26 protein-coding genes are annotated in these 21935 nt (G+C 49.1%); 13 read left to right on the top strand and 13 right to left on the bottom strand.

Annotated features, from left to right (window positions below):
* Positions 1 to 15 precede the first annotated feature (15 nt).
* The 3 genes from GLV81_RS19640 (at position 16) to GLV81_RS17990 (ending at position 2808) form a co-directional block, all read left to right on the top strand.
* Complete coding sequence (locus GLV81_RS19640) at positions 16 to 267, top strand: hypothetical protein (RefSeq protein ID WP_197428740.1); 252 nt, start codon at positions 16 to 18, stop codon at positions 265 to 267.
* Complete coding sequence (locus tag GLV81_RS17995) at positions 188 to 1477, top strand: amidohydrolase (protein ID WP_197428739.1); 1290 nt, start codon at positions 188 to 190, stop codon at positions 1475 to 1477. The genes GLV81_RS19640 and GLV81_RS17995 overlap by 80 nt, the downstream gene beginning before the upstream one ends.
* Before the next feature lie 170 nt (positions 1478 to 1647).
* A complete protein-coding gene (locus GLV81_RS17990; RefSeq protein ID WP_157480257.1) occupies positions 1648 to 2808 on the top strand; it encodes a ribonuclease D in 1161 nt (386 codons plus the stop codon).
* Positions 2809 to 2813: 5 nt separating this feature from the next.
* Here the strand turns inward: GLV81_RS17990 and GLV81_RS17985 are convergent, their stop codons facing one another.
* From GLV81_RS17985 to serS, 6 genes are all read right to left on the bottom strand, one after another.
* Positions 2814 to 3170 (bottom strand): diacylglycerol kinase, encoded by a 357-nt coding sequence (locus GLV81_RS17985; protein WP_157480255.1) that lies wholly within the window; start codon positions 3168 to 3170, stop codon positions 2814 to 2816.
* 99 nt (positions 3171 to 3269) lie between these two features.
* Positions 3270 to 4601 carry a cell envelope integrity protein CreD gene (gene creD, locus GLV81_RS17980; RefSeq protein WP_157480253.1) on the bottom strand — a complete coding sequence of 444 codons (1332 nt, stop codon included), beginning with the start codon at positions 4599 to 4601 and terminating at the stop codon, positions 3270 to 3272.
* An 11-nt stretch (positions 4602 to 4612) separates the two neighbouring features.
* A complete protein-coding gene (locus GLV81_RS17975) occupies positions 4613 to 5047 on the bottom strand; it encodes a hypothetical protein (protein WP_157480252.1) in 435 nt (144 codons plus the stop codon).
* 40 nt (positions 5048 to 5087) lie between these two features.
* Positions 5088 to 5396, bottom strand: a complete 309-nt coding sequence (locus GLV81_RS17970; RefSeq protein WP_246186110.1) for a winged helix-turn-helix domain-containing protein — start codon at positions 5394 to 5396, stop codon at positions 5088 to 5090.
* Positions 5397 to 5400: 4 nt separating this feature from the next.
* Positions 5401 to 6072: a hypothetical protein gene (locus GLV81_RS17965; RefSeq protein ID WP_157480250.1), complete on the bottom strand. Its 672-nt coding sequence runs from the start codon at positions 6070 to 6072 to the stop codon at positions 5401 to 5403.
* Between the two features lie 218 nt (positions 6073 to 6290).
* The gene (gene serS / locus GLV81_RS17960; protein WP_157480248.1) at positions 6291 to 7562 is read right to left on the bottom strand and encodes a serine--tRNA ligase; all 1272 of its coding nucleotides are present in this window, start codon (positions 7560 to 7562) and stop codon (positions 6291 to 6293) included.
* Positions 7563 to 7936: 374 nt separating this feature from the next.
* Here serS and GLV81_RS17955 point away from each other — a divergent pair, with 374 nt between their 5' ends.
* From GLV81_RS17955 to GLV81_RS17930, 6 genes are all read left to right on the top strand, one after another.
* Entirely contained in the window at positions 7937 to 8287 is a 351-nt protein-coding gene (locus GLV81_RS17955) for a hypothetical protein (protein ID WP_157480246.1), read from the top strand.
* A 66-nt stretch (positions 8288 to 8353) separates the two neighbouring features.
* Complete coding sequence (locus GLV81_RS17950) at positions 8354 to 9088, top strand: peptidylprolyl isomerase (protein WP_157480244.1); 735 nt, start codon at positions 8354 to 8356, stop codon at positions 9086 to 9088.
* Positions 9089 to 9320: 232 nt separating this feature from the next.
* Positions 9321 to 9698 carry a glycine cleavage system protein GcvH gene (gene gcvH / locus GLV81_RS17945; protein WP_157480242.1) on the top strand — a complete coding sequence of 126 codons (378 nt, stop codon included), beginning with the start codon at positions 9321 to 9323 and terminating at the stop codon, positions 9696 to 9698.
* A gap of 109 nt (positions 9699 to 9807) precedes the next feature.
* Positions 9808 to 10353: an RNA polymerase sigma factor gene (locus tag GLV81_RS17940; RefSeq protein WP_157480241.1), complete on the top strand. Its 546-nt coding sequence runs from the start codon at positions 9808 to 9810 to the stop codon at positions 10351 to 10353.
* Positions 10350 to 11141 (top strand): anti-sigma factor, encoded by a 792-nt coding sequence (locus GLV81_RS17935; protein WP_157480239.1) that lies wholly within the window; start codon positions 10350 to 10352, stop codon positions 11139 to 11141. Before GLV81_RS17940 ends, GLV81_RS17935 begins: the two co-directional genes overlap by 4 nt.
* A 115-nt stretch (positions 11142 to 11256) precedes the next feature.
* Positions 11257 to 11610, top strand: coding sequence for a VanZ family protein (locus tag GLV81_RS17930; protein WP_157480799.1), 354 nt, complete (start codon positions 11257 to 11259; stop codon positions 11608 to 11610).
* On the opposite strand, the gene GLV81_RS17925 is transcribed toward GLV81_RS17930, so the two are convergent.
* From GLV81_RS17925 to GLV81_RS17910, 4 genes are all read right to left on the bottom strand, one after another.
* Positions 11561 to 12205 (bottom strand): LON peptidase substrate-binding domain-containing protein, encoded by a 645-nt coding sequence (locus tag GLV81_RS17925; protein WP_157480238.1) that lies wholly within the window; start codon positions 12203 to 12205, stop codon positions 11561 to 11563. The two genes, GLV81_RS17930 and GLV81_RS17925, sit on opposite strands and share 50 nt — an antisense overlap.
* 21 nt (positions 12206 to 12226) lie before the next feature.
* Complete coding sequence (locus tag GLV81_RS17920) at positions 12227 to 13273, bottom strand: 3-oxoacyl-ACP synthase III family protein (protein ID WP_157480236.1); 1047 nt, start codon at positions 13271 to 13273, stop codon at positions 12227 to 12229.
* Positions 13274 to 13395: 122 nt separating this feature from the next.
* Positions 13396 to 13845, bottom strand: a complete 450-nt coding sequence (locus GLV81_RS17915) for a hypothetical protein (RefSeq protein WP_157480234.1) — start codon at positions 13843 to 13845, stop codon at positions 13396 to 13398.
* Between the two features lie 214 nt (positions 13846 to 14059).
* Positions 14060 to 14602: a hypothetical protein gene (locus tag GLV81_RS17910; RefSeq protein ID WP_246186109.1), complete on the bottom strand. Its 543-nt coding sequence runs from the start codon at positions 14600 to 14602 to the stop codon at positions 14060 to 14062.
* An 84-nt stretch (positions 14603 to 14686) separates the two neighbouring features.
* Between GLV81_RS17910 and GLV81_RS17905 the strand changes: the two genes are divergently transcribed.
* The 4 genes from GLV81_RS17905 to GLV81_RS17895 all read left to right on the top strand — a co-directional run bounded on the left by GLV81_RS17905 (position 14687) and on the right by GLV81_RS17895 (position 18156).
* Complete coding sequence (locus GLV81_RS17905) at positions 14687 to 15676, top strand: zinc dependent phospholipase C family protein (RefSeq protein WP_246186108.1); 990 nt, start codon at positions 14687 to 14689, stop codon at positions 15674 to 15676.
* Between the two features lie 67 nt (positions 15677 to 15743).
* Positions 15744 to 16688 carry a 3-phosphoserine/phosphohydroxythreonine transaminase gene (serC, locus tag GLV81_RS17900; RefSeq protein ID WP_246186107.1) on the top strand — a complete coding sequence of 315 codons (945 nt, stop codon included), beginning with the start codon at positions 15744 to 15746 and terminating at the stop codon, positions 16686 to 16688.
* On the top strand, positions 16685 to 16810 hold the full coding sequence (locus GLV81_RS21490; RefSeq protein WP_281350736.1) for a hypothetical protein: 126 nt from the start codon (positions 16685 to 16687) through the stop codon (positions 16808 to 16810). The genes serC and GLV81_RS21490 overlap by 4 nt, the downstream gene beginning before the upstream one ends.
* Before the next feature lie 104 nt (positions 16811 to 16914).
* Complete coding sequence (locus tag GLV81_RS17895; RefSeq protein WP_157480233.1) at positions 16915 to 18156, top strand: DUF1015 domain-containing protein; 1242 nt, start codon at positions 16915 to 16917, stop codon at positions 18154 to 18156.
* A gap of 73 nt (positions 18157 to 18229) precedes the next feature.
* On the opposite strand, the gene GLV81_RS19635 is transcribed toward GLV81_RS17895, so the two are convergent.
* From GLV81_RS19635 to GLV81_RS17885, 3 genes are read right to left on the bottom strand one after another with little or no spacing between them, the layout of a single operon-like run.
* Positions 18230 to 18385, bottom strand: coding sequence for a hypothetical protein (locus GLV81_RS19635; RefSeq protein ID WP_197428737.1), 156 nt, complete (start codon positions 18383 to 18385; stop codon positions 18230 to 18232).
* A gap of 2 nt (positions 18386 to 18387) precedes the next feature.
* Positions 18388 to 18975: a glycosyltransferase family 2 protein gene (locus GLV81_RS17890; RefSeq protein WP_197428736.1), complete on the bottom strand. Its 588-nt coding sequence runs from the start codon at positions 18973 to 18975 to the stop codon at positions 18388 to 18390.
* Between the two features lie 12 nt (positions 18976 to 18987).
* Positions 18988 to 21885 (bottom strand): carbamoyltransferase C-terminal domain-containing protein, encoded by a 2898-nt coding sequence (locus GLV81_RS17885; RefSeq protein ID WP_157480231.1) that lies wholly within the window; start codon positions 21883 to 21885, stop codon positions 18988 to 18990.
* Positions 21886 to 21935: the final 50 nt, after the last annotated feature.

Raw genomic sequence — 21935 nt, 5'->3', positions numbered from 1 at the left:
AATCGATTTATACTTATGAGAGCTACCAAAACCAACTTGCTGTTAGCAAGTGCCCTGTTGCTGGCTATGCAAGCCGGTGCGCAAAAAGCAAAACCCAATCCGGTGACGGCTATTAAAGAAACCGCCATCAACGATTTGCAATCGGGCTACGACTTGTACAAACAAACCGCGTTGCAAATTTGGAACTATGCAGAGCTGGGTTATAAAGAAACCAACAGTAGCGCATTGTTGCAGCAAGCGATTGAAAGAAAACGGTTTTACAGTTGAAGCAGGTGTGGCTGATATTCCTACAGCATTTGTGGCCACCTATGGCAGCGGACAGCCTGTAATCGGCATCTTGGCAGAGTATGATGCATTGCCCGGATTGGCACAACAAGCAGTGCCGGAAAAACAACCCATTGCCAATCAAAAAGGCGGGCACGGATGCGGGCACCACTTGTTTGGTACTGCCAGTGTAGCGGCGGGTATCGAAATCAAAAAGCTGATTGAAGCGAAAAAGTTTACCGGCACTATTAAAGTGTATGGCTGCCCGGCAGAAGAAGGCGGCAGTGGCAAAGTGTACATGGTTCGTGCCGGCTTGTTCAATGGTGTAGATGCAGTGATTCACTGGCATCCCGATAGCGACAACGGCGTAACCATGACAAGTGCACTGGCCAACAAATCGGCCAAGTTTCGTTTTAAAGGATTGAGTGCACATGCTGCTATGGCTCCTGAGAAAGGACGTTCCTCTTTGGATGCAGTGGAAGCCATGAATTACATGGTCAACATGATGCGGGAACATGTGCCACAGGAAACACGCATTCACTATGTGATTACAGATGGTGGCAAAGCGCCTAACGTAGTGCCCGACTATGCAGAAGTGTATTACTATGTGCGGCATCCCAAACGCAAAGACGTGGTGGAAATTTTTGACCGTGTAATGAAAGCCGCACAAGCAGCCGCATTGGGTACCGAAACCAACATGGAATATGAAATTATTGGTGGCACGCATGATTTGTTGCTCAACAAAACATTGGCCGTAGCCATGCAGCAAAACCTCGAAAAAGTGGGTGGTGTACACTACTCTCCTGCAGAGGTTGAGTTTGCTAAAAAAATTCAAAGCAGTTTCACTTTTACTGCACCCGATGTACAAAATGCTGCAGCAGTACAACCGTTGAAAGTTGAGATGGATGCTGGTGGTGGTAGCACCGATGTGGGCGATGTAAGCTACGTAGTACCCACGGTGGGATTACGTGCTGCTACCTGGGCACCCGGCACACCGGCGCATAGCTGGCAAGCCGTGGCTTGCGGTGGTACCGAGCTGGGCACCAAAGGCATGATGGTAGCTGCCAAAACCATGGCCCTCACCGCCATTGATTTGTATACCAATCCAACGCTGATTGCAAAAGCACAGGAAGAGTTCAAACAAATGATTGGCGATTACAAATACCAGGCATTGCTCGGCACCCGCAAGCCAGCGTTGAACTACCGCGACTAATTCAGGAACAACAGATAATAAACGGTGCGTTGATGCTATGTCAGCGCACCGTTTTTGTATGGGACACGGATGGCCGGATTATCAACGGATTTCCACGGATTATTATTAATAAATCCTCTGAGGGCTCTGTGCCCTCTGTGCGAAACTAATATCGCTTAATATTGTAGACTGTGAATACCCCCCTGTTATACGTTACCAACGCTGCACAATTACAACAAGCACTGCAAGACTTACACGCTGCAACTGTAGTGGCTTTCGATCTGGAGTTCGACCGCGACCGCTACACGTACGGTTTCGATTTGTGCCTCATTCAAATGGCTACACCCGAAGCTTGTTTTGTCATCGATCCATTGGCCGGCCTCGATTTGAAACCGTTGTATCAGTTTTTTGAAACACCGGGTATTCGCAAGCTGGTGCATTGCCCCGGCGAAGATTTACGCTTGTTGCATTCGTTGGCCTGTTATCCAACCGATTTGGTGGATACAGAACTGTATGCCAAGTTGCTCAACTACGAGCAAACATCGCTGAGCAACTTGTTGCAATTGAAATGCGATGTGCAACTCAACAAAAAATTGCAAACCAGCAACTGGGGCAAGCGGCCACTCAGCGATGGCCAGTTGCACTATGCTGCTGCCGATGTGATTTACCTGTTTGAGCTGGAAAATATTTTGCAACAAGAAGCAACAGAAAAAGGGTTGATGCCTTTTGTGGCCGAAGAGTTTGCCCAACTGAATACAGTACGCTACACCTTGGAAGCACGGCAAAATTTTCTCAAGAAAAATGACCTGCAATTCATGAGTCCGTACGACCAGTATGTGCTCAATGAGTTGTTGCGTTTCAGAGATGATTTAGCCCGCCAAAAAAACAAACCGGCGCATCAAATCATTCCGGAAGAACTGGTGCGGCAAATTGCTTACCGCAAAATGGAGCCCGCCGATATTCTGTCGCAGCATGGGGTACATCCCATTCTCAAAAGCGACAGAGGGGTGTACATGCTGGAGCAGCAATGGAAAAAAATCAATGCAGCTGCACATGCACAGCAATTGCCCCGCCGCAGAAATGGCCAACCGCTATCGGAAGAAGACCGACTGCGTTTCGAACAAAAAAAGCTGGCACAGGAAAATGCGAAGGCTCACATTTTTCAACCCATACAGCAAGCCATTGCTGCTAAGTATGGTGAGCATGCCCAAAAGTTTTTGATGAGTAGCAGTTTGGTTAATGATTGGCTGAAAGGCGACCAACGCATAAATCAGCTAAAGCTCAACTACCGCAAGCAACTCATTCAGGATGTGGCGCAGGAAATTGGGGTGGATATTACTGCTTGGATGTAATGCTGTTATAATAACGCTTTTACATAGGGGATAAAAATCATCAGGCCAATTACCACACTGATAACCGATGCCCACAGCACGGCACCGGCAGCTACATCTTTTACCAGGCCAATTTGCGGATGATGATCGGGGTGTACCCTGTCGGCGAGTTTTTCAACAGCCGTATTTACCATTTCAAGAGCCAAAACCAAACCAATGCACAGCAAGAGCAGCATCCATTCTGTAGTGCTGATGGAAAAGTAAAAACCTGTAGCGACTACAATGATGGCTACAATCAATTGTATTTGGCCATGTGTTTCTTTGGCAAAAAATGCTGTCCATCCTTGCAAAGCATATTGTACCCGGTTGATGAATCTTTTCATGGCATCATTTGAATGGTAAATGTATGATTGTACCTGATGCAAAAATGAAGTGCTGCCGCAGCAAGCCACGACAGCACTCTATATCCAATTGCAAAGCAGTTATGCTTCTTCTTCAGGCGCTACAACAGCGGCAGGCTGTTGGTACCAGTTTATTTTTCTACTGAAATACATAGCCAGTGCTACCAGCAAGAACAAGCCTATGCTACCAGCCAGCAGCGAGGTGTCTTCCAGTTGTATGAGCACATAAATGAAGGCGTACAAACCAAACAGGAAACCACCAATGAGCAGAGCGTTGCTCCATTTTACAAACAGCTGCTTGGCATAAAGCGTAATGAGTGATACGGTGGCAAATGTGGCCATGCCATACGCAATGTTGAACGTGAGCAATTCACCAATGGACAAAAGCAACGTGTAGAAAACTATCAACGCAATGCCTACCAACACATACTGCACAGGGTGAACCCTGTAGCCCAGCATAATTTCGAGCAAGAAGAAAAAGCCAAACATGAGGCCGATAAACAGGATGGCATACTTCACACTCCGCATGGTTTTGGCATAGTTGTCGGCGGGTTGTATCAGGCTTACACCAAATGCATATTCTGCGGCTTTGTAGCTGCGGTTTTTCCAAATTTGTGGAAAGTCGCGGTTGAAATGCAGCACCTGCCATTTGGCATCAAAGCCTTTCATATCGGGGTTGTGCTGGGGCAAAAACTTACCAATGTAGCTCGGCGATTCCCACTCAGAACGCAGCTGCATGCTGCTGGTTTTGCCCAAGGGCAATACTTGCAGCGACTCACTCCCCCGCACCGATAACGGGATGGTGAAATCCAACCGGCCATCGGCCAGCACTTTCGATAAATCAACGGGCACACTTACCCCTCTTTCAGCCAATCCGTTTTCAGGAATGCCGGCATCAAACGTAAGCGGCATTTGTGCAGCAGTCGATTGCATTTGTGCTTCAATGCCACGGCTATCGGTAAGGCCCATGCACAGGCTGGCTTTGCTCCACAAGATGGTTTCGTTTTCACCCGCAGTAATGTTTTTCAAATCGAAATGACCATCCAATTTGATGCTGCTTTTGTACAACGCCACTTTATAAATACTGCGCTGTTTGATTTGTGGCTGCACCGTGCCATTTACCATCAATTGCTCGGGTAGTACAATAAGTTGTTCGGTTACAACGGCGGGCTTTTTATCGGCATCAATAAATGTGCGTTCATACGGTACAATCAAAAACGGCCCCGACAAAGTTTGGGCACTGGCCCATTTGCTGCTGACTTCTGCTATTACTTCCTGCTGTCGTTCTTTTCGTTCTTCTACCAGATTGAGTACAAAAACAGAAGGAATGAGCATCACCAAAATGAGGAATCCGGTGATGATGCCTTTGATAAGAAACCGATCGCCAAATGAGGCTTTTGCTGTGATTTGCATACAAGTTGATTTTATAGTGATAGTGATGAATGATGCGAAAAAGGAGGCGTGGCCAATACTTCCATTAAAGCCTGGCGCCGTACCAATACTACCAGTACAGCGGCCAACATACCGGCAATGGGAAAGAGCACAAATTCGAAGTAGTTATCCCATACATCGCGGCCAACGCTAAACTGCCAGGCAGCGCCCCAGGTGCACAAAAACACAATGCCTGCCGTGCTCAGCAGTAGCAGGTAGAATTTTAATTCAGTCGTTACATGCAGCATGCTAAGTAACCAGAGCGTCAGCACAAACAACAGCAATGCCGGTAAACTCCAAATGATGGCAAAGCCCATGGAAATGATGTACATGAGTGGAAAGAACAATGACGGCAACGTAATGAGGGCATACGTAAGCAGGCTACGCAGCCAGGTGCCAATGGATTTGAGGAGGATTTCTTTATTCATAAAAAGTGCTTTGCATTTCAAAGTATTTGGGTAAAAAAATTTAGCCTTGGGTGCCCTTGATCATGGCTTCCAACGCATCAAGGTGCTGGCGGAAGGCTTTTTCGCCAGCCTTGGTTACACTATAAGTGGTATTGGTTTTGCGGCCAATAAACCCTTTCTGCACTTTCACAAAGCCATTATCCTCCAAGCCCTTCAGATGGCTGGCCAGGTTGCCGTCGGTTACCTGCAGCAGTTCTTTCAGGTCGTTGTAGCTGATGGATTCATTTACCATCAGGGCACTCATAATGCCCAGCCGGATGCGGCTGTCAAACACCTTGTTGAGGTTTGCTATGTTAATGGGTAGTGCCAATGAGTTAGTTTGTTTGTTCGCTTCTTTCGTGAGTGTACCACATTACCAATCCGTAAATGATGTGGAGAATGCCAAATCCAAAGGCCCAAAAATACAAACCGAAACCAGTCATAAATAGGTTGACGATACCCGTGAGTAACTGTCCGTATCCGAGCCAGCGAATTTCGCCAAATGTATAGCGGCTGGCACTTACAAGACCAAGTCCGTAAAAAAGCAAGCAGCCCGGCGCAATCATGCCAAAGGCGCCGGCTTGCATCAATTGCAGCATGTAAATGCCACCCACACCTAAGGGCAGGCCCAGTGCAAATGCCATACGCTTACTGCTGTTGCCCCATACAGGCGTTTGTGTTTTGCGGCTCCGCATCCAGGTAAATAAAAATGCCAGCGCAATGGCTGCACCCAACGTAAGCAGCGCAATTAGAATGAGTTCTTTAGAACCCATGTAAGCTGAAACCGAAATGCCGTTGATATCTGCCGTGGCATCGTAGTGTTTGCGCAAACTGCTGTGGTTGTTGCTGCCTTGCTCAATAACGCCATGGGCAAACCACGCACCTACCAATGCACAACAACCCGCTGCCACACCACTCCAGCCGCTCAGGCTGATAAAGCGGCTGCTGCGGTCCATCATGCTGCGGATGTCTTTGAGTGTATCCAGTGATTGTTGGTCTTGACTCATAAAAGCACTTTGAGATTCAAAGTAAATGAATTTACAAGCAGGTTCCAAAAAATATTTGAATGAAAGAAGATGAGTTGATTGGGTTAATTGGTTGAGTAGGTTAAATAGGTTGAGTAGTGAGGGATAAGCATACACTGAAAAAAACTGCCGGTTTACAATGAAAGTCATCATTGTAGACCGGCAGTTATCATTGGCTAATTAGCACATTAGCTAATCAGCTAATCAATAAACGGTGCACCAAAGTATGGTTGCAAAGCTTTGGGCAAATGAATGCCGCTATCACTTTGGTTGTTTTCGAGCAGGGCGGCCATAATGCGGGGCAGTGCCATGCTGCTACCATTGAGGGTATGGGCAATTTGTGTTTTGCCATTGTCACCCTTAAAGCGGCACTTCATGCGGTTGGCCTGAAAGGTTTCAAAATTGCTCACAGAGCTCACTTCCAGCCAGCGTTGCTGGGCGGCACTCCACACTTCAAAATCGTAGGTGATGGCGCTGGCAAAACCCATATCGCCGCCGCAGAGGCGCAATATGCGGTATGGCAGCTCGAGGCTTTGCACCAGCTTTTCTACATGGGCTACCATTTCATCGAGCACGGTATGGCTTTGGTCGGGGTGTACAATCTGAATGATTTCTACTTTCTCAAACTGGTGTACCCGGTTGAGGCCACGTACCTGGGCACCAAAGCTGCCGGCTTCGCGGCGGAAGCACTGGCTGTAAGCCGTCATTTTGATGGGGAAGTCGGTTTCTTTCAGCACCACATCACGGTAAATATTGGTCACCGGTACTTCGGCGGTCGGAATCATGTACAGGTCGTCGGCCGGCATATAGTACATCTGGCCTTCTTTATCGGGCAGCTGGCCGGTGCCATAGGCGCTGGCGGCATTCACCATGTACGGCGGAATGTATTCCACGTAACCCGCAGCGGTATTGAAGTCGAGAAAATAGCTGGTGAGGGCCCGCTGCAGTTTGGCACCTTTTCCCTTGAACAGCGGGAAACCACTGCCGGTGATTTTGGCACCGGTTTCAAAATCGATGAGGTCAAATTTTTTGATGAGGTCCCAGTGCGGCACTGCATCGGCGGGGAGGTTGGGTTTGGTACCGCCTTCCCGCACTACTTCGTTTTCTTCGGGGGTTTTGCCCGCTGGTACGAGGGCTGCCGGCAAGTTGGGTAGTTGTATTGCAATGTCTTGCTGCTGCTGCTCCACGGCAGTCAGCTCATCTTTCAGCAGTTTTTCGCGGTCTTTCAGTACGGCTACTTCCGCTTTTTTGGCTTCGGCAGCTTCTTTGTTGCCTTCTTTCATGAGGCCACCAATGGCTTTGGCGGCGAGGTTGCTTTGGTTGAGTACATTATCCAAATCCTGCTGCAGGGTACGGCGCTGGCTGTCGAGGCTGGCAATCTGATCTACCAGTTCCAGTTGCTTAAACTGTTTGTGTGCCAGGCGTTCTTTTACGAAGTCAGGATTTTCGCGGATGAGTTTTATGTCGAGCATAGTGGTTCGTCTATTTTACGGGGGCACAAAGATAACCAAGCGGGGAAAAGGGGGCACGGATAATTGGGTGCGAATAATGGGACGCAGATTTGCAGGATAGGAAGGGGTGTTCGCAGTTTTGTTTTTTTGAACCACCAAGTCACAAAGACACAAAGGGACACAAAGAATAACAGCCGACTACTGTTATTTTCTTCCCAACAACCATCATCTGCCAATTTTAAACCTCTCCCGGCCTCTCCACAGGAGAGGGGACGTAGAATGGGTTGTCGTCTCCGGACTAACATCAAACATCTACTTTCTTTCCACCAACGATAAACCTCTTGCATAGCCTCCCTTTAGGGAGGTTTGGAGGGTTCTTACATACATTTGCCCCCATGAACCTACACGACGACCTGCAGCAGCGCTGGTGGAATTTGGAAGCCCAATTGGTGGAGCGGTTTGGCAAAAAGCCCGACCTCGATGCTGTTTTATACCTCATTGGTTTGCAGGAAATGCAACTCTTCGACAACAACATTTCGAAAGAAACCAAGCAAGACCTGATGCATGTGGCGGTGTGCACCATTTTATCGCCCAGCGGTTATTATGTATTGGAAGGGAAAGACGAAGACGGCTGGCCGCATTTCAAACAGCTGAAAGCCCTGCCCGATATGGGCCTGCGGGAGCAGGAAGATTTTCTGAAAGACCATGTACTGCTCTATTTTGAGCAGGAGAAGTTTGCAGAGTGATGCAGCCTTTTGCTTGCTGAAACAACGGCAAGCTTTATCTTCCCTTCATCTCAATCTATCCATCCCATGCGTATCGTTTCCTTGTTTGTACTGCTGCTGTTGCTGGCGGCCTGTGGTGCCCCCAAGCAGTTTCGCAAGCTCAACAGCGAAGAAAAATCGGCTGTAAAACATTACCGCCAACTCATTCCTGCCAAAGACAACCATTACTATGTGCTCATCATGACCACACAGGGCAATATGGTGGTAAAACTGTTCGACGAAACACCCCTGCACCGCGACAATTTCATGAGCAAAGTGCAGGCGGGTTTTTACGATAGCCTGCTGTTTCACCGCGTCATCAACAATTTTATGATACAAGGCGGCGACCCCACCAGCAAGCGGGCAACTGCCGAAACACCGGTGGGCAGCGGTAGTGCACCGGGTCAGGAACGTATACCGGCCGAACTGAAAACCGATATCGGCATTTACCACAAGCGGGGTGCATTGGCCGCCGCCAGAGACAACAACCCCGAAAAAGCCAGCAGCAATTGCCAGTTTTACATTGTGCAGCGGCCGGTATGGCGCCAGAGCCAGCTCGACAGCACCATTGTGCAGCGCAAACTCACCCTCAATGCCGACCAGCAAAAACTCTACACCACCGTAGGCGGCACACCCCACCTCGATGGCAACTATACCGTGTTTGGCGAATTGGTGATTGGCTTCGATGTGCTCGACAAAATAGCCACTACCAAAACCCGCCCCGGCGACCGCCCCGAAGCCGATGTACGGATGCGGATGTTTGTGCTCCGCAACCGGAAGTAGGGATTTGAAAAGAGTTTGCAATAAGTAGTTGGCAGTTGGCTCCCGATAGCTATCGGGATTGCAGTGGGCAGTTTGCAAGATGAATTCGTGAAAATCCGATCAATCTAATTCATCCGCGTCCCAGAAACCGCGTCCTATCAACAAGGTTTTCAACGCTTGGCTATCGAAAGCCATTTTCCCATTAGGTTTGCACTTTCCAAATTGCATTGCAAACTGTTTTAAAATTTACGTCATGAATTTTCCAGCTGAACTGCGTTACACCAAAGACCACGAATGGATTAGCCTCGAAGGCAATGTTGCTACTGTTGGCATTACCGATTTTGCACAACGTGAGCTCGGCGATATTGTGTACGTAGACATTGACAGTGTAGGCAAAAGCCTGGAAGCGGAAGCGGTGTTTGGTACCGTAGAAGCCGTGAAAACCGTGAGTGATTTGTTTTTGCCCGTGGCTGGTAAAATTCTGGAAGTAAACCCTGTACTCAACGATCAGCCGGAGCTGGTAAATACAGACCCATACGGACAAGGCTGGATGGTAAAGCTGGAAGTAGCCAACGTAGCCGATGTGGCAGCCCTGATGTCTGCCGAAGACTACAGTGCTTCTGTGAGCTAATGTATTTTTTAGCCGGACTGAGCCATTTGCACAGCAGCAACGTATCTGCTTTGCACTGGCAAAGCAATGACCCCCATTTGCGGGATCACCCTAAAGAGTTGCTACCCATTTGAAACAAGCCGAACAGTATACTGAAGCACAATTGGTAAGCCTGCTGCAAGCCAGGAAACAGGAGGCATTTGCCTACCTGTACGACCACTATAGCGGTGCCCTCAATGCCATCATTTACGCAGTGGTGGGCGATGCTACCGTGGCGGAAGATGTACTGCAGGAGGTATTCATCCGCATATTCAGGAAAATAGAATTGTACGATACCAACAAAAGCCGTTTGTACACCTGGATGGCCCAGATTGCCCGCAATGCCGCCATTGACTGGATGCGCAAAACAGGAAATCAACCATCGGTAGTGAACCAAACGGCGCCGGAAGACGTACCTAATCAGGCAAGTACCAGTTTTAACCCCGATACCACCGATGTACGGCAGTGGATAGCCCAGCTACCCAAGCCCGAACAACAGGTGGTAATACTTGCCTACCTGGAAGGACACACGCAGGAAGAGATCAGCCAACTGCTGCAAACGCCCTTGGGCACCATCAAAAGCCGGGTGCGTAGCGGGTTGGTAAAATTGAGGACCATGATGCAAGTAAACCGATGAACGCCAACGAATACATCAACAGTGGGGCTATAGAAGCCTACATACACGGGCTGGCCGATGAGGCCGATATTGCCCTGCAACTGGAAATGGAAGGCCGTTATCCGGAAGTGCAGGCTGCCCGTATGGCACTGGAAGAGCAAATGGAACAACAGGCCCTGCAAATGCCGCTGGCCAACCCTGCTGCTACCCGTGAACGCATCCTCAATGCCCTCAAAGAAGAAAAGGCGCACCCTACCAAAGTGGTGGCGATGCCTACCGATTTAAAAGCAGCCCCCAAGCCCATCCGTTGGTTTCGCACGGCACTGGCTGCTTCTGTACTGTTGCTCATGGGCAGCGTATTGCTCAATTTTTATTTTTATAGTCAATACACCGATTTCTCTAACCGGTACGAAGAGCTCTCTGCCCGCCAAAATGTACTGGCCAACAAGGCCAATGCGCTGGAAGCCAGTATGCACATGATTAAAAGCCCCAAAGTACAACCTGTGGTAATGCAGGGTGTGACTGGCAATGCCGGCATGATGGCCACGGTGTATTACGACAAAAGCACCACCGATGTGTACCTGATGGTGAACAACCTGCCCATGCCACAAAAAGGCAAGCAATACCAGCTTTGGGCTCAGGTAGATGGCCAAATGGTGGATGCCGGACTGCTTACCTGGACCGATGAGGCTGCCCTGGTAAAAATGAGTCGCATAGCCAATGCACAGGCTTTTGCCATTAGCCTTGAACCGGAAGGCGGTAGCAAAGTGCCTACGCTTACCGAAGTAAAAGTGTTGGGCAAAGCTTAAAGCCACTTATTTTCACCAGCTCCTATTGGTGAAACATGAAACGCTGGCTGTACAAAATTCTCCGTACTTATTTTCCTGCAGGTTTGTGGCTCAGTGCCGCTACCTATCTTTTTTGATGCCCACCGATGGCCTCGAAACAACTCCATTAATCGACATTCCGTATGCCGATAAATGGGTGCACATGGCGTTGTTTTTTGTGCTCTTGCAATTGTGGCTGCTGCCTACCTATTTGCGTAGCAACGCTTTTGAAAAGAAGACAGGTTGGATGGCACTATTGCTGGCTGTGTTGTATGGAATTACAATTGAAATAGTGCAAGGAAATTTCACGGCCAACCGCAGTGCCGACCCTTGGGATGTACTGGCAGATACAGCAGGTGCCATATTGGGATTACTGCTCTTGCCTTGGGTGGTACGTCGTTTTATTCTTCCTCAAAGCCAAGGCTCTTCAGCTCCCGAAAATGGCCGTTGAGTTTGATTTTACTTTTCAGCAATTCCATTTCTTTCACTACCGGCAATACTTTTTGCATGTGGCGCCGCAGGTATTCTATCCGTTGGTCTTCCCGCAGCAGTTGCAGTAAGTCGTAGGCTTCTTCCATACTCAAACCTGTCATGCTGGCTACATCGTAACTGCATAGTTCGTTGTCGGGCTTGGGAAAAGCTTTGGGCGATTGCAGCATCAGCAACAACTCTTGTATTTGCCTGAGTACTGGTTGCAACGCAGGCATATTGACGACGATTTCATTTTGCGGATAAGTAACAATGGCGCCGCTGTACAATTTGTCGGGTAGGTCTTTTACCAACTCCAGCACCCGAAACACTTCTGTGGCCCGGGTGGCAATATCCATGCGGCCATCTTCATACAATTTTTTTACCTCGGCTACCTGCATCAGGGTGCCGTATTCCATCAGCTTGTTGTTGATGACCGCAATAATACCAAAGGGTTTACCCTGCGCTACACAATCTCCTATGAGCTGTTTGTAGCGGGGTTCAAAAATGTGGAGGTTGAGCTTTTCTCCAGGAAAAGGCACCAACTCCAATGGAAACAGCGGAATAAAATTCGTCATGGTTTGATAAAAGTAGCAAGCTTACCAACGCAGCAATGCACTGGCCCAGGTAAAGCCGCTTCCAAATGCTGCCAGGCATACCAGATCACCATTTTTTACCCGGCCTTCTTGCCAGGCTTCGCACAAAGCAATGGGCACACTGGCGGCCGTTGTGTTGCCGTATTGCTGTATGTTGTTGTACACCTGATCGTCTCGCAGCTTGAGGCGCTGCTGTACAAACTGGCTGATGCGCAGGTTGGCCTGATGCGGTATCAGCAGTTGCAAATCCTGCGGCGTCAATCCATTTGCGTTAAGCGATTCCATAATCACTTCCGGAAACTTCACTACCGCTGTTTTAAACACAGCCGGGCCATCCATGTTGGGATAGAATTGTTCTTTATCGAGCATGGGTTGTGTTACAAACATTTGGCCCATGGCGGCATCACCAAAATCGGCCAACTCGGGTTTCCATTTGTTGGCATGGGTACCGGGGTTGTACATGGCCAGTATTTCTGCTTCGTTGCCATCGCTGTGCAAGTGTGTGCTCAGGATGCCGCGGTTGGGTTCTTCATTTGCTTGCAATACCACTGCTCCGGCACCGTCACCAAAAATCACACTCACATTACGGCCACGGGTGCTAAAGTCGAGTCCGAAAGAATGTTTTTCGGCTCCTACCACCAATATGTTTTTGTACATACCGGTTTTAATAAACTGATCGGCTACGCTAATGGCATATACAAAACCACTGCATTGGTTGCGTACATCCAGGGCTCCAATTTGGCGCATGCCCATGGCCCGCTGCAGCAGCACCCCACAGCCCGGAAAATAGTAGTCGGGGCTTAGCGTGGCAAACACAATAAAATCAATATCCTGTGGGGTAAGGCCTGCTCTTTCTATGGCTTGTTGGGCCGCTGCCACACCCATGGTAGTGGTGGTTTCTTCGGTACGGTGGGCATAGCGCCGTTGTTGTATTCCGGTGCGTTCCTGAATCCACTCATCGGTGGTATCCATGTACTGCATTAAATCGTGGTTGGTTACAACCTGCTGTGGTACATACATACCAATACCAGCGATGACAGAAGTAGGCATAGCAATCAAATGTTTAGCAGGGCAATGTACAGATTCTGACAGAAAGGCTTTGTAGTTGGAGTGCAAAAAAACCGGTCCTGGAAAGGACCGGTGATCTAAACTAACAACATGTATTGCAAAAACTATTTCATCCAACCCAGTTTTACTTCGGTGATGCGGCCATTGTCAAAAGCCTGATAGGTTTTTGTTTGGCCATCTTTCACGGCATTGAAGTAATATGCGGTTTCAGAAGCATGTTCTACATAATACATCTCACTCAATAAGACGCTACCCAGCTTTGCATCAATCGCTAAGCGTAATTTTATTGGTAACTGATGTTTTTGCAGGCTTACAGTAGTGGCAACCAGATCGCCGGCATTGTCGAAAAATGCAGACACTTCCTGATCGTCGAGCATGAAGCTGGCCTTGGTTAAGTTTTCTTTCAGAGGCGACCAGTTGACTTCTTTTACATTACCAAACTCTCTGGCAAATGACTGGCGCACCTGGTGCGGAGCAACGTGGCTTGAAGTAGTGAAAGCCTGTGCAGACAAAGCGAATACGCCAACTACGGCGATACAAAACAAACGTTTCATGTGTTACGGTTTTTGGTGTGAGAAATTGTTTGTACAGCAAAGATGTACTACTACCAAAAACTACACAAGCATGCAGGTAAGAGCGGTTGTAATAGCAGGAAGAATGCGCCGTTGCTCATGCGAAGTGATGAGTGGCAGCCTCGTATGTAAAAAAAACGCCGCATGAAAAAATGTTACATCATGCGGCAATTATTTTTTTATGTATAACTGTTCGTTATTCTTCTTTGCTTCCCTTTTCACCTACAAACCAATCTTCTTTATCTCTAAACAACACGTTGAATGTAGTTAGTGAACCATAGATGCGGGTGATGTATTGCTGCAGGTTGATTTTGTCTTCATCAGTCAATACTTTGTGGCTGTTGATGTTTTGCTCCAGTACCCGTAGCCTGTCTCGCAGCATTACTATTTTATGAAAAAACATTTCTACCGGTACTTCTTTTGGCTTGAGTGATTTGTCGGCAGGCTGCAACAGCATCATCCCGTTTTTCCATCGGTCGCCGAGGGCAACGGGCTCTCCAATGCCATTCCAATAGCGCAGTATTTGCAACAAACTTTTTTCTACTTCGCTGCTGGTTTCGCCCACCGGCTTTACCTGCTCCGGAATGATTTCATCCAGCGCATCATCATTTTTGTCAATTTCTTTAATGCCATGATGAATGAAAGAAATAAGGTAGCTCGACAATCGTACATCTACAATAACGCCGGGGCCCAATTGTGTGTGTTGCAATCTTGAGCCAATGCCTGGTTCCATAGCCATGATGTTTGGTTTGTAAAGGCAATAATAATTTATTGATGACAAAAGCTTGCTACAGTGGCCGCTTCATTTATTTTTAGTGTCTTCATGAAGCCATCGTTTTTTACCCATACAAAATTTGCACTGCTGTTGCTGTGCTTACTCAGCCTGCAGCAGCAAGCCTTTTGCTGGGGCTTTTTCGGCCACCGCAAAATCAATTTTCAAGCGGTGTTTTCATTGCCGCCTGAAATGATTGGCTTTTACAAAACGCATATCGATTTTATTACCGAGCATGCTGTGGACCCCGATAAACGACGCTATGCCATACCCGAAGAAGCGCCGCGGCATTACATCGATATCGATCATTATGGTGAGTATCCCTACAAAGAATTGCCCCGTAAGTGGACAGATGCGGTAGCCAAGTTTTCGGAAGACACATTGCTCACCTATGGCATAGTGCCGTGGTGGGTGCAAACCATGAAGCTGCGCCTGACCGATGCCTTCAAAGAAAAAAATCAGGTGAAAATTTTAAAGCTGAGTGCAGAGATTGCGCATTACATCAGCGATGCCCATGTGCCGCTACACGCCTGCCACAACCACAACGGGCAGTATAGCAACCAATACGGCATTCATGGTTTTTGGGAAAGCCGGGTGCCTGAGTTGTTTGCTGAAGCACAGTACGATTTCTTCATTGGCAAAGCCATGTACATTCAAAACCCCGGGCAATTTATTTGGGACCGGGTGCTGGAAAGTGGTGCTGCGGCTGACACCGTTTTGAAAATGGAAGCCCTACTCACCCGCAACATGAAGCCCGATGAAAAATATGCGTTTGAAGAACGGTCGGGCAAAATCATCCGCCAATATTCCACTGCTTTTTCAGCAGCCTATCAGCAGGCGTTGGATGGCATGATTGAACGGCGGATGCGGCAGTCCATTTTGGCTACAGCCAGCTTTTGGTACACGGCTTGGGTAGATGCCGGCCAGCCCGATTTGAAAAGCCTGACCAACAAAAACTTTACCCCCGAAGACCTGAAAGAATTTGAAGCCCTGAACACGGGCTGGCAAACCGGCAAAGCACTCGGCAAGATTTGCGATTAACAAATCCTTCCTACCCCTTCCCCTCGGGTTGATGTATGTTTGTAGTCCCAATCAACCAAACAATACTGTGGTACATAATTTCAACTCTGGCCCCAGCATACTGCCCAAAGTAGTGTATGAGCAGGCCGCTCAGGCCATTGCCGATTTTAACGGCACCGGATTATCCATTTTAGAACTGGGCCACCGCACATCGCATTTTCAGGCGGTGATGGACGAAGCCGTAGCACTGGTAAAAGAACTGATGCAACTCGATGCCGATAAGGAAGTCTTGTTTTTGCATGGTGGTGCATCCACGCAGTTTTTTCAGGTACCTTTTAACCTGCTGCCGCAGGGCAAAAAAGCGGCGTACCTCGATTGTGGTATGTGGGGTACCAAGGCCATTAAAGACGCCAAACTGTACGGCGACGTGCAGGTGCTGGGCTCTTCCAAAGACAAGAACTATACCTATATCCCTAAAAATTATACGGTGGATGCTGATGCGGTGTACTGCCACATCACCAGCAACAACACGGTAGAAGGTACGCAGCAGCATGAGTGGCCCGATACACAGGTGCCGCTCATTAGCGATATGAGCAGTGATATCCTCAGCCGCCAGCTCGACTTTAACCGCTTTGGTCTCATTTATGCCGGGGCGCAAAAAAACATTGGCGCTGCCGGGGTAAACCTGGTAGTGGTAGATAAAAACATGCTGGGCCACAACGACCGCAGCATTCCGCCTATGCTCGACTACCGCCAGCACATTGCCAATGGCAGCATGCTCAATACGCCACCCGTATTTGCCGTGTATGTATGCATGCTCACCCTGCGCTGGCTCAAAGCAATGGGTGGTATTGCCGCCATTGAACCCATCAATCAGGCCAAGGCCGATTTGCTGTACCAGGCCCTCGACCGCCTGCCGGTATTTACCCCCACCGTGGCTAAGGAAGACCGCAGCCTCATGAATGCCGTGTGGATTATGGAAGATGCTACACTGGAAGCCCTGTTTTTGGAACAGTGCAAAAAGAAGGCATGATTGGGATTAAAGGGCACCGCAGTGTGGGTGGTTTTAGAGCATCTATGTACAATGCCATGCCGCTGAGCAGTGTACAGGCATTGGTGCAGCTGATGGAACATTTTGCCCAAACCCATGGGTGACCATTTTCCCTGCCGGGTATCAACCTTAGCAATAGGGTGCGATATGCTATATTGCACCCCCGATTTTTAGTATCAGATCAACAGGAGTAGTAAGTCAAAACAACATGGCACACATTCAGCCCTTCAAAGCACTAAGACCCGACCCTCAGTTTGCCGCAGGCGTAGCCAGCCGTCCGTACGACGTGATGAGCCGCTCAGAGGCCAAAGACGAAGCCCGGGGCAACCCCAACAGCTTTTTGCACATTACCCGCAGCGAAATTGATTTGCCCGACACGGTAAGTGCCTACGATGAACAGGTATACCAAACCGCCAAGAGCAACCTCAAGGCTTTTTTGAGCCGTAATGTGCTGTTTAAAGAAGCCAAGCCCTGCTATTATTTGTACCGCCTCACCATGAATGGCCGCAGCCAGAGCGGTTTGGTGTGTGTGTCTTCGGTGGAAGATTACAACAAAGACATCATCAAGAAACACGAGTTTACCCGTCCGGAAAAAGAGAACGACCGCATTCAGCACATTGTGAATACGGGGGCTCAAACCGGCAATGTGTTTTTGGCCTACCGCAATGTGGCCGCCATTGATGAGTTCATTGCCAACTGGCAAACCCAACGTGGCGCCGTGTACGATTTTACTGCCGAAGACGGAGTGAAGCACGAAATATGGGTGATCAACAACGACAAGGCGATTGAAACCATCACCCAGCTATTTGAAACTGAAGTGCCTTGCACGTATATAGCCGATGGCCACCACCGGGCAGCCAGTGCGGCTAAAAGCCAGGCACTGTTTACCAGCGAAAGAGCCAAGGCCAAAGCCGATTGGTTCCTTACCACTTTGTTTCCCGCCGATCAGTTGTACATCATGGATTACAACCGGGTGGTGACCGATTTGAACGGCCTGAGCAAAGAAGCTTTTCTAGAAAAAACAGCCACGCATTTTACAGTAGAAGCCATTGGCCGGAAGCCATTGCGACCAGCCGGCTTGCATGAGTTTGGCATGTACCTCGACAAAACCTGGTATCGCCTTACCGCCAAAGAAGGTACCTATAGCAACGACCCGATTGGTGTGTTGGATGTAACCATTTTGCAAGACAACCTGCTGGCACCCGTGCTGGGTATTGTGGACCAGCGGACAGATAAGCGCATCGATTTTGTAGGCGGCATTCGTGGGTTGGAAGCCTTGCAGGAACGAGTAGACAGCGGTGAAATGGCCGTGGCTTTCAGCCTGTATCCTGTTACCATCCATCAGCTGTTTGATATTGCCGACAGCGGCAATGTAATGCCACCCAAGAGTACCTGGTTTGAGCCCAAGCTCCGCGATGGTTTGCTTACACATTTGGTAGGCCAGCTGTAATCAGCAACACATACTACAACGCATAAAAAAGCGGCACTCATCCCTATGAGTGCCGCTTTGCTTTTGGAAAAGATTATCTGAAAATAAACTGCGGAATTTTTCGGATGGGCTTGAGGTAGCGGGTAAAAATCATCGGCTTCAAATCATTCATTACCCAAGCCTGATGGTCTTCTTTATTGGCCCGCAGCCTGTTTTTGAAGGAGGCATTGCTGTAGCCGCCCAACCGCATTTTTACCAGTACTTCCGGTATATAGCAGGCATCATGTTCGTGCTTGAGCAAAATGCGGAGCATGAGTTCGTAATCGGCGGCACTGTTGAGTTCGGTATTGAAAAAGCCCACTTCTTCGTACACTTCTTTTTTAGCAAAAAGGCGGGGTGCGGGGGCATCCAGCCATAGTAGAGGTTTTTGCGGCGGAAGCGGCCCGATTTCCATGTACGAACAATGCGTTCGGGATTGAACTGCTGCACATATTGCAAATCGCCATAGGCCACATTGCAATGCGAATTTTGCAGGCAGTTTACCACACTCGAAATAACGGTGGGGCTGATGTACCAGTCGTCGGAGTTGAGAAAGCATATGACATCGCCGGTGCAGAGCTGCAGCCCTTTGTTCATGGCATGAAAAATGCCGCCATCCTTTTCAGAAATGGCCACTGCCACATGCCCAAACTTGCTCACCACGTTCATGGTTTCATCTTTTGAGCCACCATCAATAATGAGGTGTTCAATATTGGGATAGTCTTGTGTAGCTACACTCATGAGGGTATCCTTAATGGTGTGCCCACTGTTGTACGATGTGGTAATTACAGATACTTTCATATCACGCTGGCCTTAACGGCGAATTAGGTACTGTTCCAATACCAACATATCCATGTTGGTTCGCTCAAAACACTCCAGGGCTTCCTCCGGGGTATTTACAATTGGTTCGTTTTCGTTGAAGGAAGTGTTGAGCAAAACAGGAACGCCTGTTAGTTGCCTGAAAGTATCAATCAGGTCGTAATAAGGCGCATTATATTTTCTACATACTGTTTGTAACCTGCCACTTCCATCTACGTGTGTTACGGCGGGAATCTGGTTTTGCATCTCCGGCTTAATGGGAAACACCTTTTCCATAAAAGGGGTGTCTTCGCAAAATTCGAAATACTGACTGGCATATTCTTCCAGCACAGAAGGGGCGAAAGGCCGGAAGCTTTCTCTCCTTTTTATTTTGTGGTTGAGCAGTTCTTTGGCATCGGCTCTTCTGGGGTCTGCTAAAATTGAGCGGTTGCCCAAGGCCCGGGGGCCAAATTCGCTGGCACCCTGAAACCATCCCACCACGGCACCGGAGGCTATTGCACTGGCTACAGTGCGATACAACTCCTGTTTGTCTTGTATAAATGTATGTTGCACCATTCTTTTTTCCAAGAAGTTTTTAATAGCCTCGTTGCTATAGCTACTACCGGTATAGGCATGAAACTGTCCGGCGGTGCGGGGCAGCTGCAGTAGTTGGTGGCTTACATACATGGCGGCCCCCATCGACAGGCCGGCATCGTGGCCGGCAGAGGGCACGTATACTTTGGTAAAAGGCGTGTTGCGGGTGATTTTTCCGTTGGCAACCGAGTTTTGCGCTACTCCACCCGCCAGGCAAAGGCTGCTGAGGCCGGTTTTGCGGTGCAGGTGCCGTAGCATGTGAAAAAGGGTTTCTTCCAGCATTTTCTGTACTGACGCAGCCATGTTTTTGTGCTCTTGCCTCAGCGGTTCACTGGCTTTTCTTACGGGGCCAAACTTGTCGGCCAGGGCGGTGCTGTATAGCTCTGGTACCACTGGCCGGTGTTGTTCGTCGTAGCTGACATACCCTTTTTCGGGCCGCCGAAACCACTGTTCGTTGAGGCTAAAAGTGCCATCATCGTGCCAGTTGACTACGGCTTTCAGGTCATCAAAGTATTCGGGTTGGCCATAAGGTGCCAGGCCCATCACTTTGTACTCATCGCCATAGTGCGGAAAGCCCAGCAGCTGGGTAAATGCGGTATAGAAAATGCCCATCGAATGCGGAAAGTCGATGGAGTGTAATACTTCAATGTCCTGCCCGTTGCCCACGCCCATCATGGTGGTGCTAAAATCGCCGGAGCCATCTACACTCAGCAGGGCTGCTTTTGGAAGCCCCGAAGCATAAAAGGCGCTGGCCAGGTGGCTGCGGTGGTGTTCTATCTGGTAAATTTTGTGCCCCACTTTGCCATGCCCCATGGCGGTGGCCATTTGGTTGAGGCTGGCTTCGGTGCTGGCCATGGCATCGGCATTGTTGAGGCGGCCTCTTACCGCAAAGCTCACGGCTTCGGGGTGTGCCATCATAAACCGGGCTTTTTTCAGCCACTTGGCCCGAGGGTCGCGGCTGATGGCGATGGCTGACAACTGGTCGAAGCCAATGCCCGCTTCGCTCAGGCAAAACCGAATGGCTTCTGTAGGAAAGCCTGCCCAGTGTTTGATGCGGCGAATGCGTTCTTCTTCAATAGCGGCTATCAGCTCCCCGTTTTTTAGTACGGCGGCGGAGGCGTCGGCATGGTGGGCATTGATGCCCAGCACATACACATCAGCGCTACCGGCCGCCGGAGCCGTGTTTTTGCCTGTGGCCAGTATTTTTTCATACATGCCAATGTATTGGGCCAGTATGCGGTCGTCGGTAAACTGGGCATTTACAAGGTCGATGGCTGCGCTGCCCATTTGTGCCCACAGCGGTTGCTGCTCCCATGCCCGGTGCAGTGCCTGGCTAATGCTTTGGGGGTTGGCTTCGCATATCCAACCCAGCCCATATTCGGCTACATAGTGGCTGATGCCTACGCCGGTACTTACAATGGTGGGTTTGCCATTGGCCCAGGCTTCGGCTACTACGTTGGCAAAATTTTCGTTGAAGGAGGGCAGTACAAACACCTGAAACTGCCGAAAGAAAGCCGGCTTTTCTTCGTCGCTTACCCAGCCCACAAACCGTACTTTTTCGGCTATGCCCAGGTCGGCAATCAATTGTTGCAGGCGTTGCTCGTACAGGGTGTCGTCGCCACGGCCGCCAATCACCAGTTCGGTAATATGAGGTGTAATGGCTACGGCTCGCAATAGTTCTTCAATGCCTTTTTTGTGGTGTAGCCTCGACAAAAAGCCGATGGAAAAACCAGCTGCAGCGGGTTGGTAGTTGGCTACCGCTTTCAGGTTGAGCAGGTTGGGCATGATGTGGATGTCTCTTTCTGCCCGTTTGCTGCGGATGGCCATATCGGCCGCTTCGGCCTGGCTGGTGGCGTGTAAGCCTGCCTTACGGAGCAGTTTTACCCCCAACCATTTTTGAAAATTGCGTTTCACAAAGGTTTTGCGGTGGGTGAAACTATAATCACTCATCATGCCTCTGGGCGACACCACAAATGGCACCTGCTGCCGGTTGAGTATTTGAATGGAGCGAAAAATGAGCACATTCCACCAGGTGTGCAGGTGTACCACATCAAAGCGGGTGCAGGTTTGGTCTAAAGCCTGCCACAACTGACGTGATACCTGGCAGGGCTTGCCGGCATCACCTTTGAAATACGTCACCGTAACGCCATTGATGGTTTGCTGTTGCGGGTATTGTTCGTTGGATTGATACCCTACGGTGTACACCGACACTTTGTTGCCTGCTTTCACCAGTGATTCGCACAAGCCGGAAGCAGAAAATACAGGGCCACCAAAAGCCACGTCGGGTAAATAGTATGGAATGATATGCAGGTAATGCATGCTCAACGGGGGGTATAAACGGCGGTGAATGTTAAGGCCACGAAGTACGT

Source organism: Phnomibacter ginsenosidimutans, from assembly GCF_009740285.1.
Taxonomy (GTDB): domain Bacteria; phylum Bacteroidota; class Bacteroidia; order Chitinophagales; family Chitinophagaceae; genus Phnomibacter; species Phnomibacter ginsenosidimutans.
This window is presented reverse-complemented; position numbering and strand designations above follow the sequence as displayed.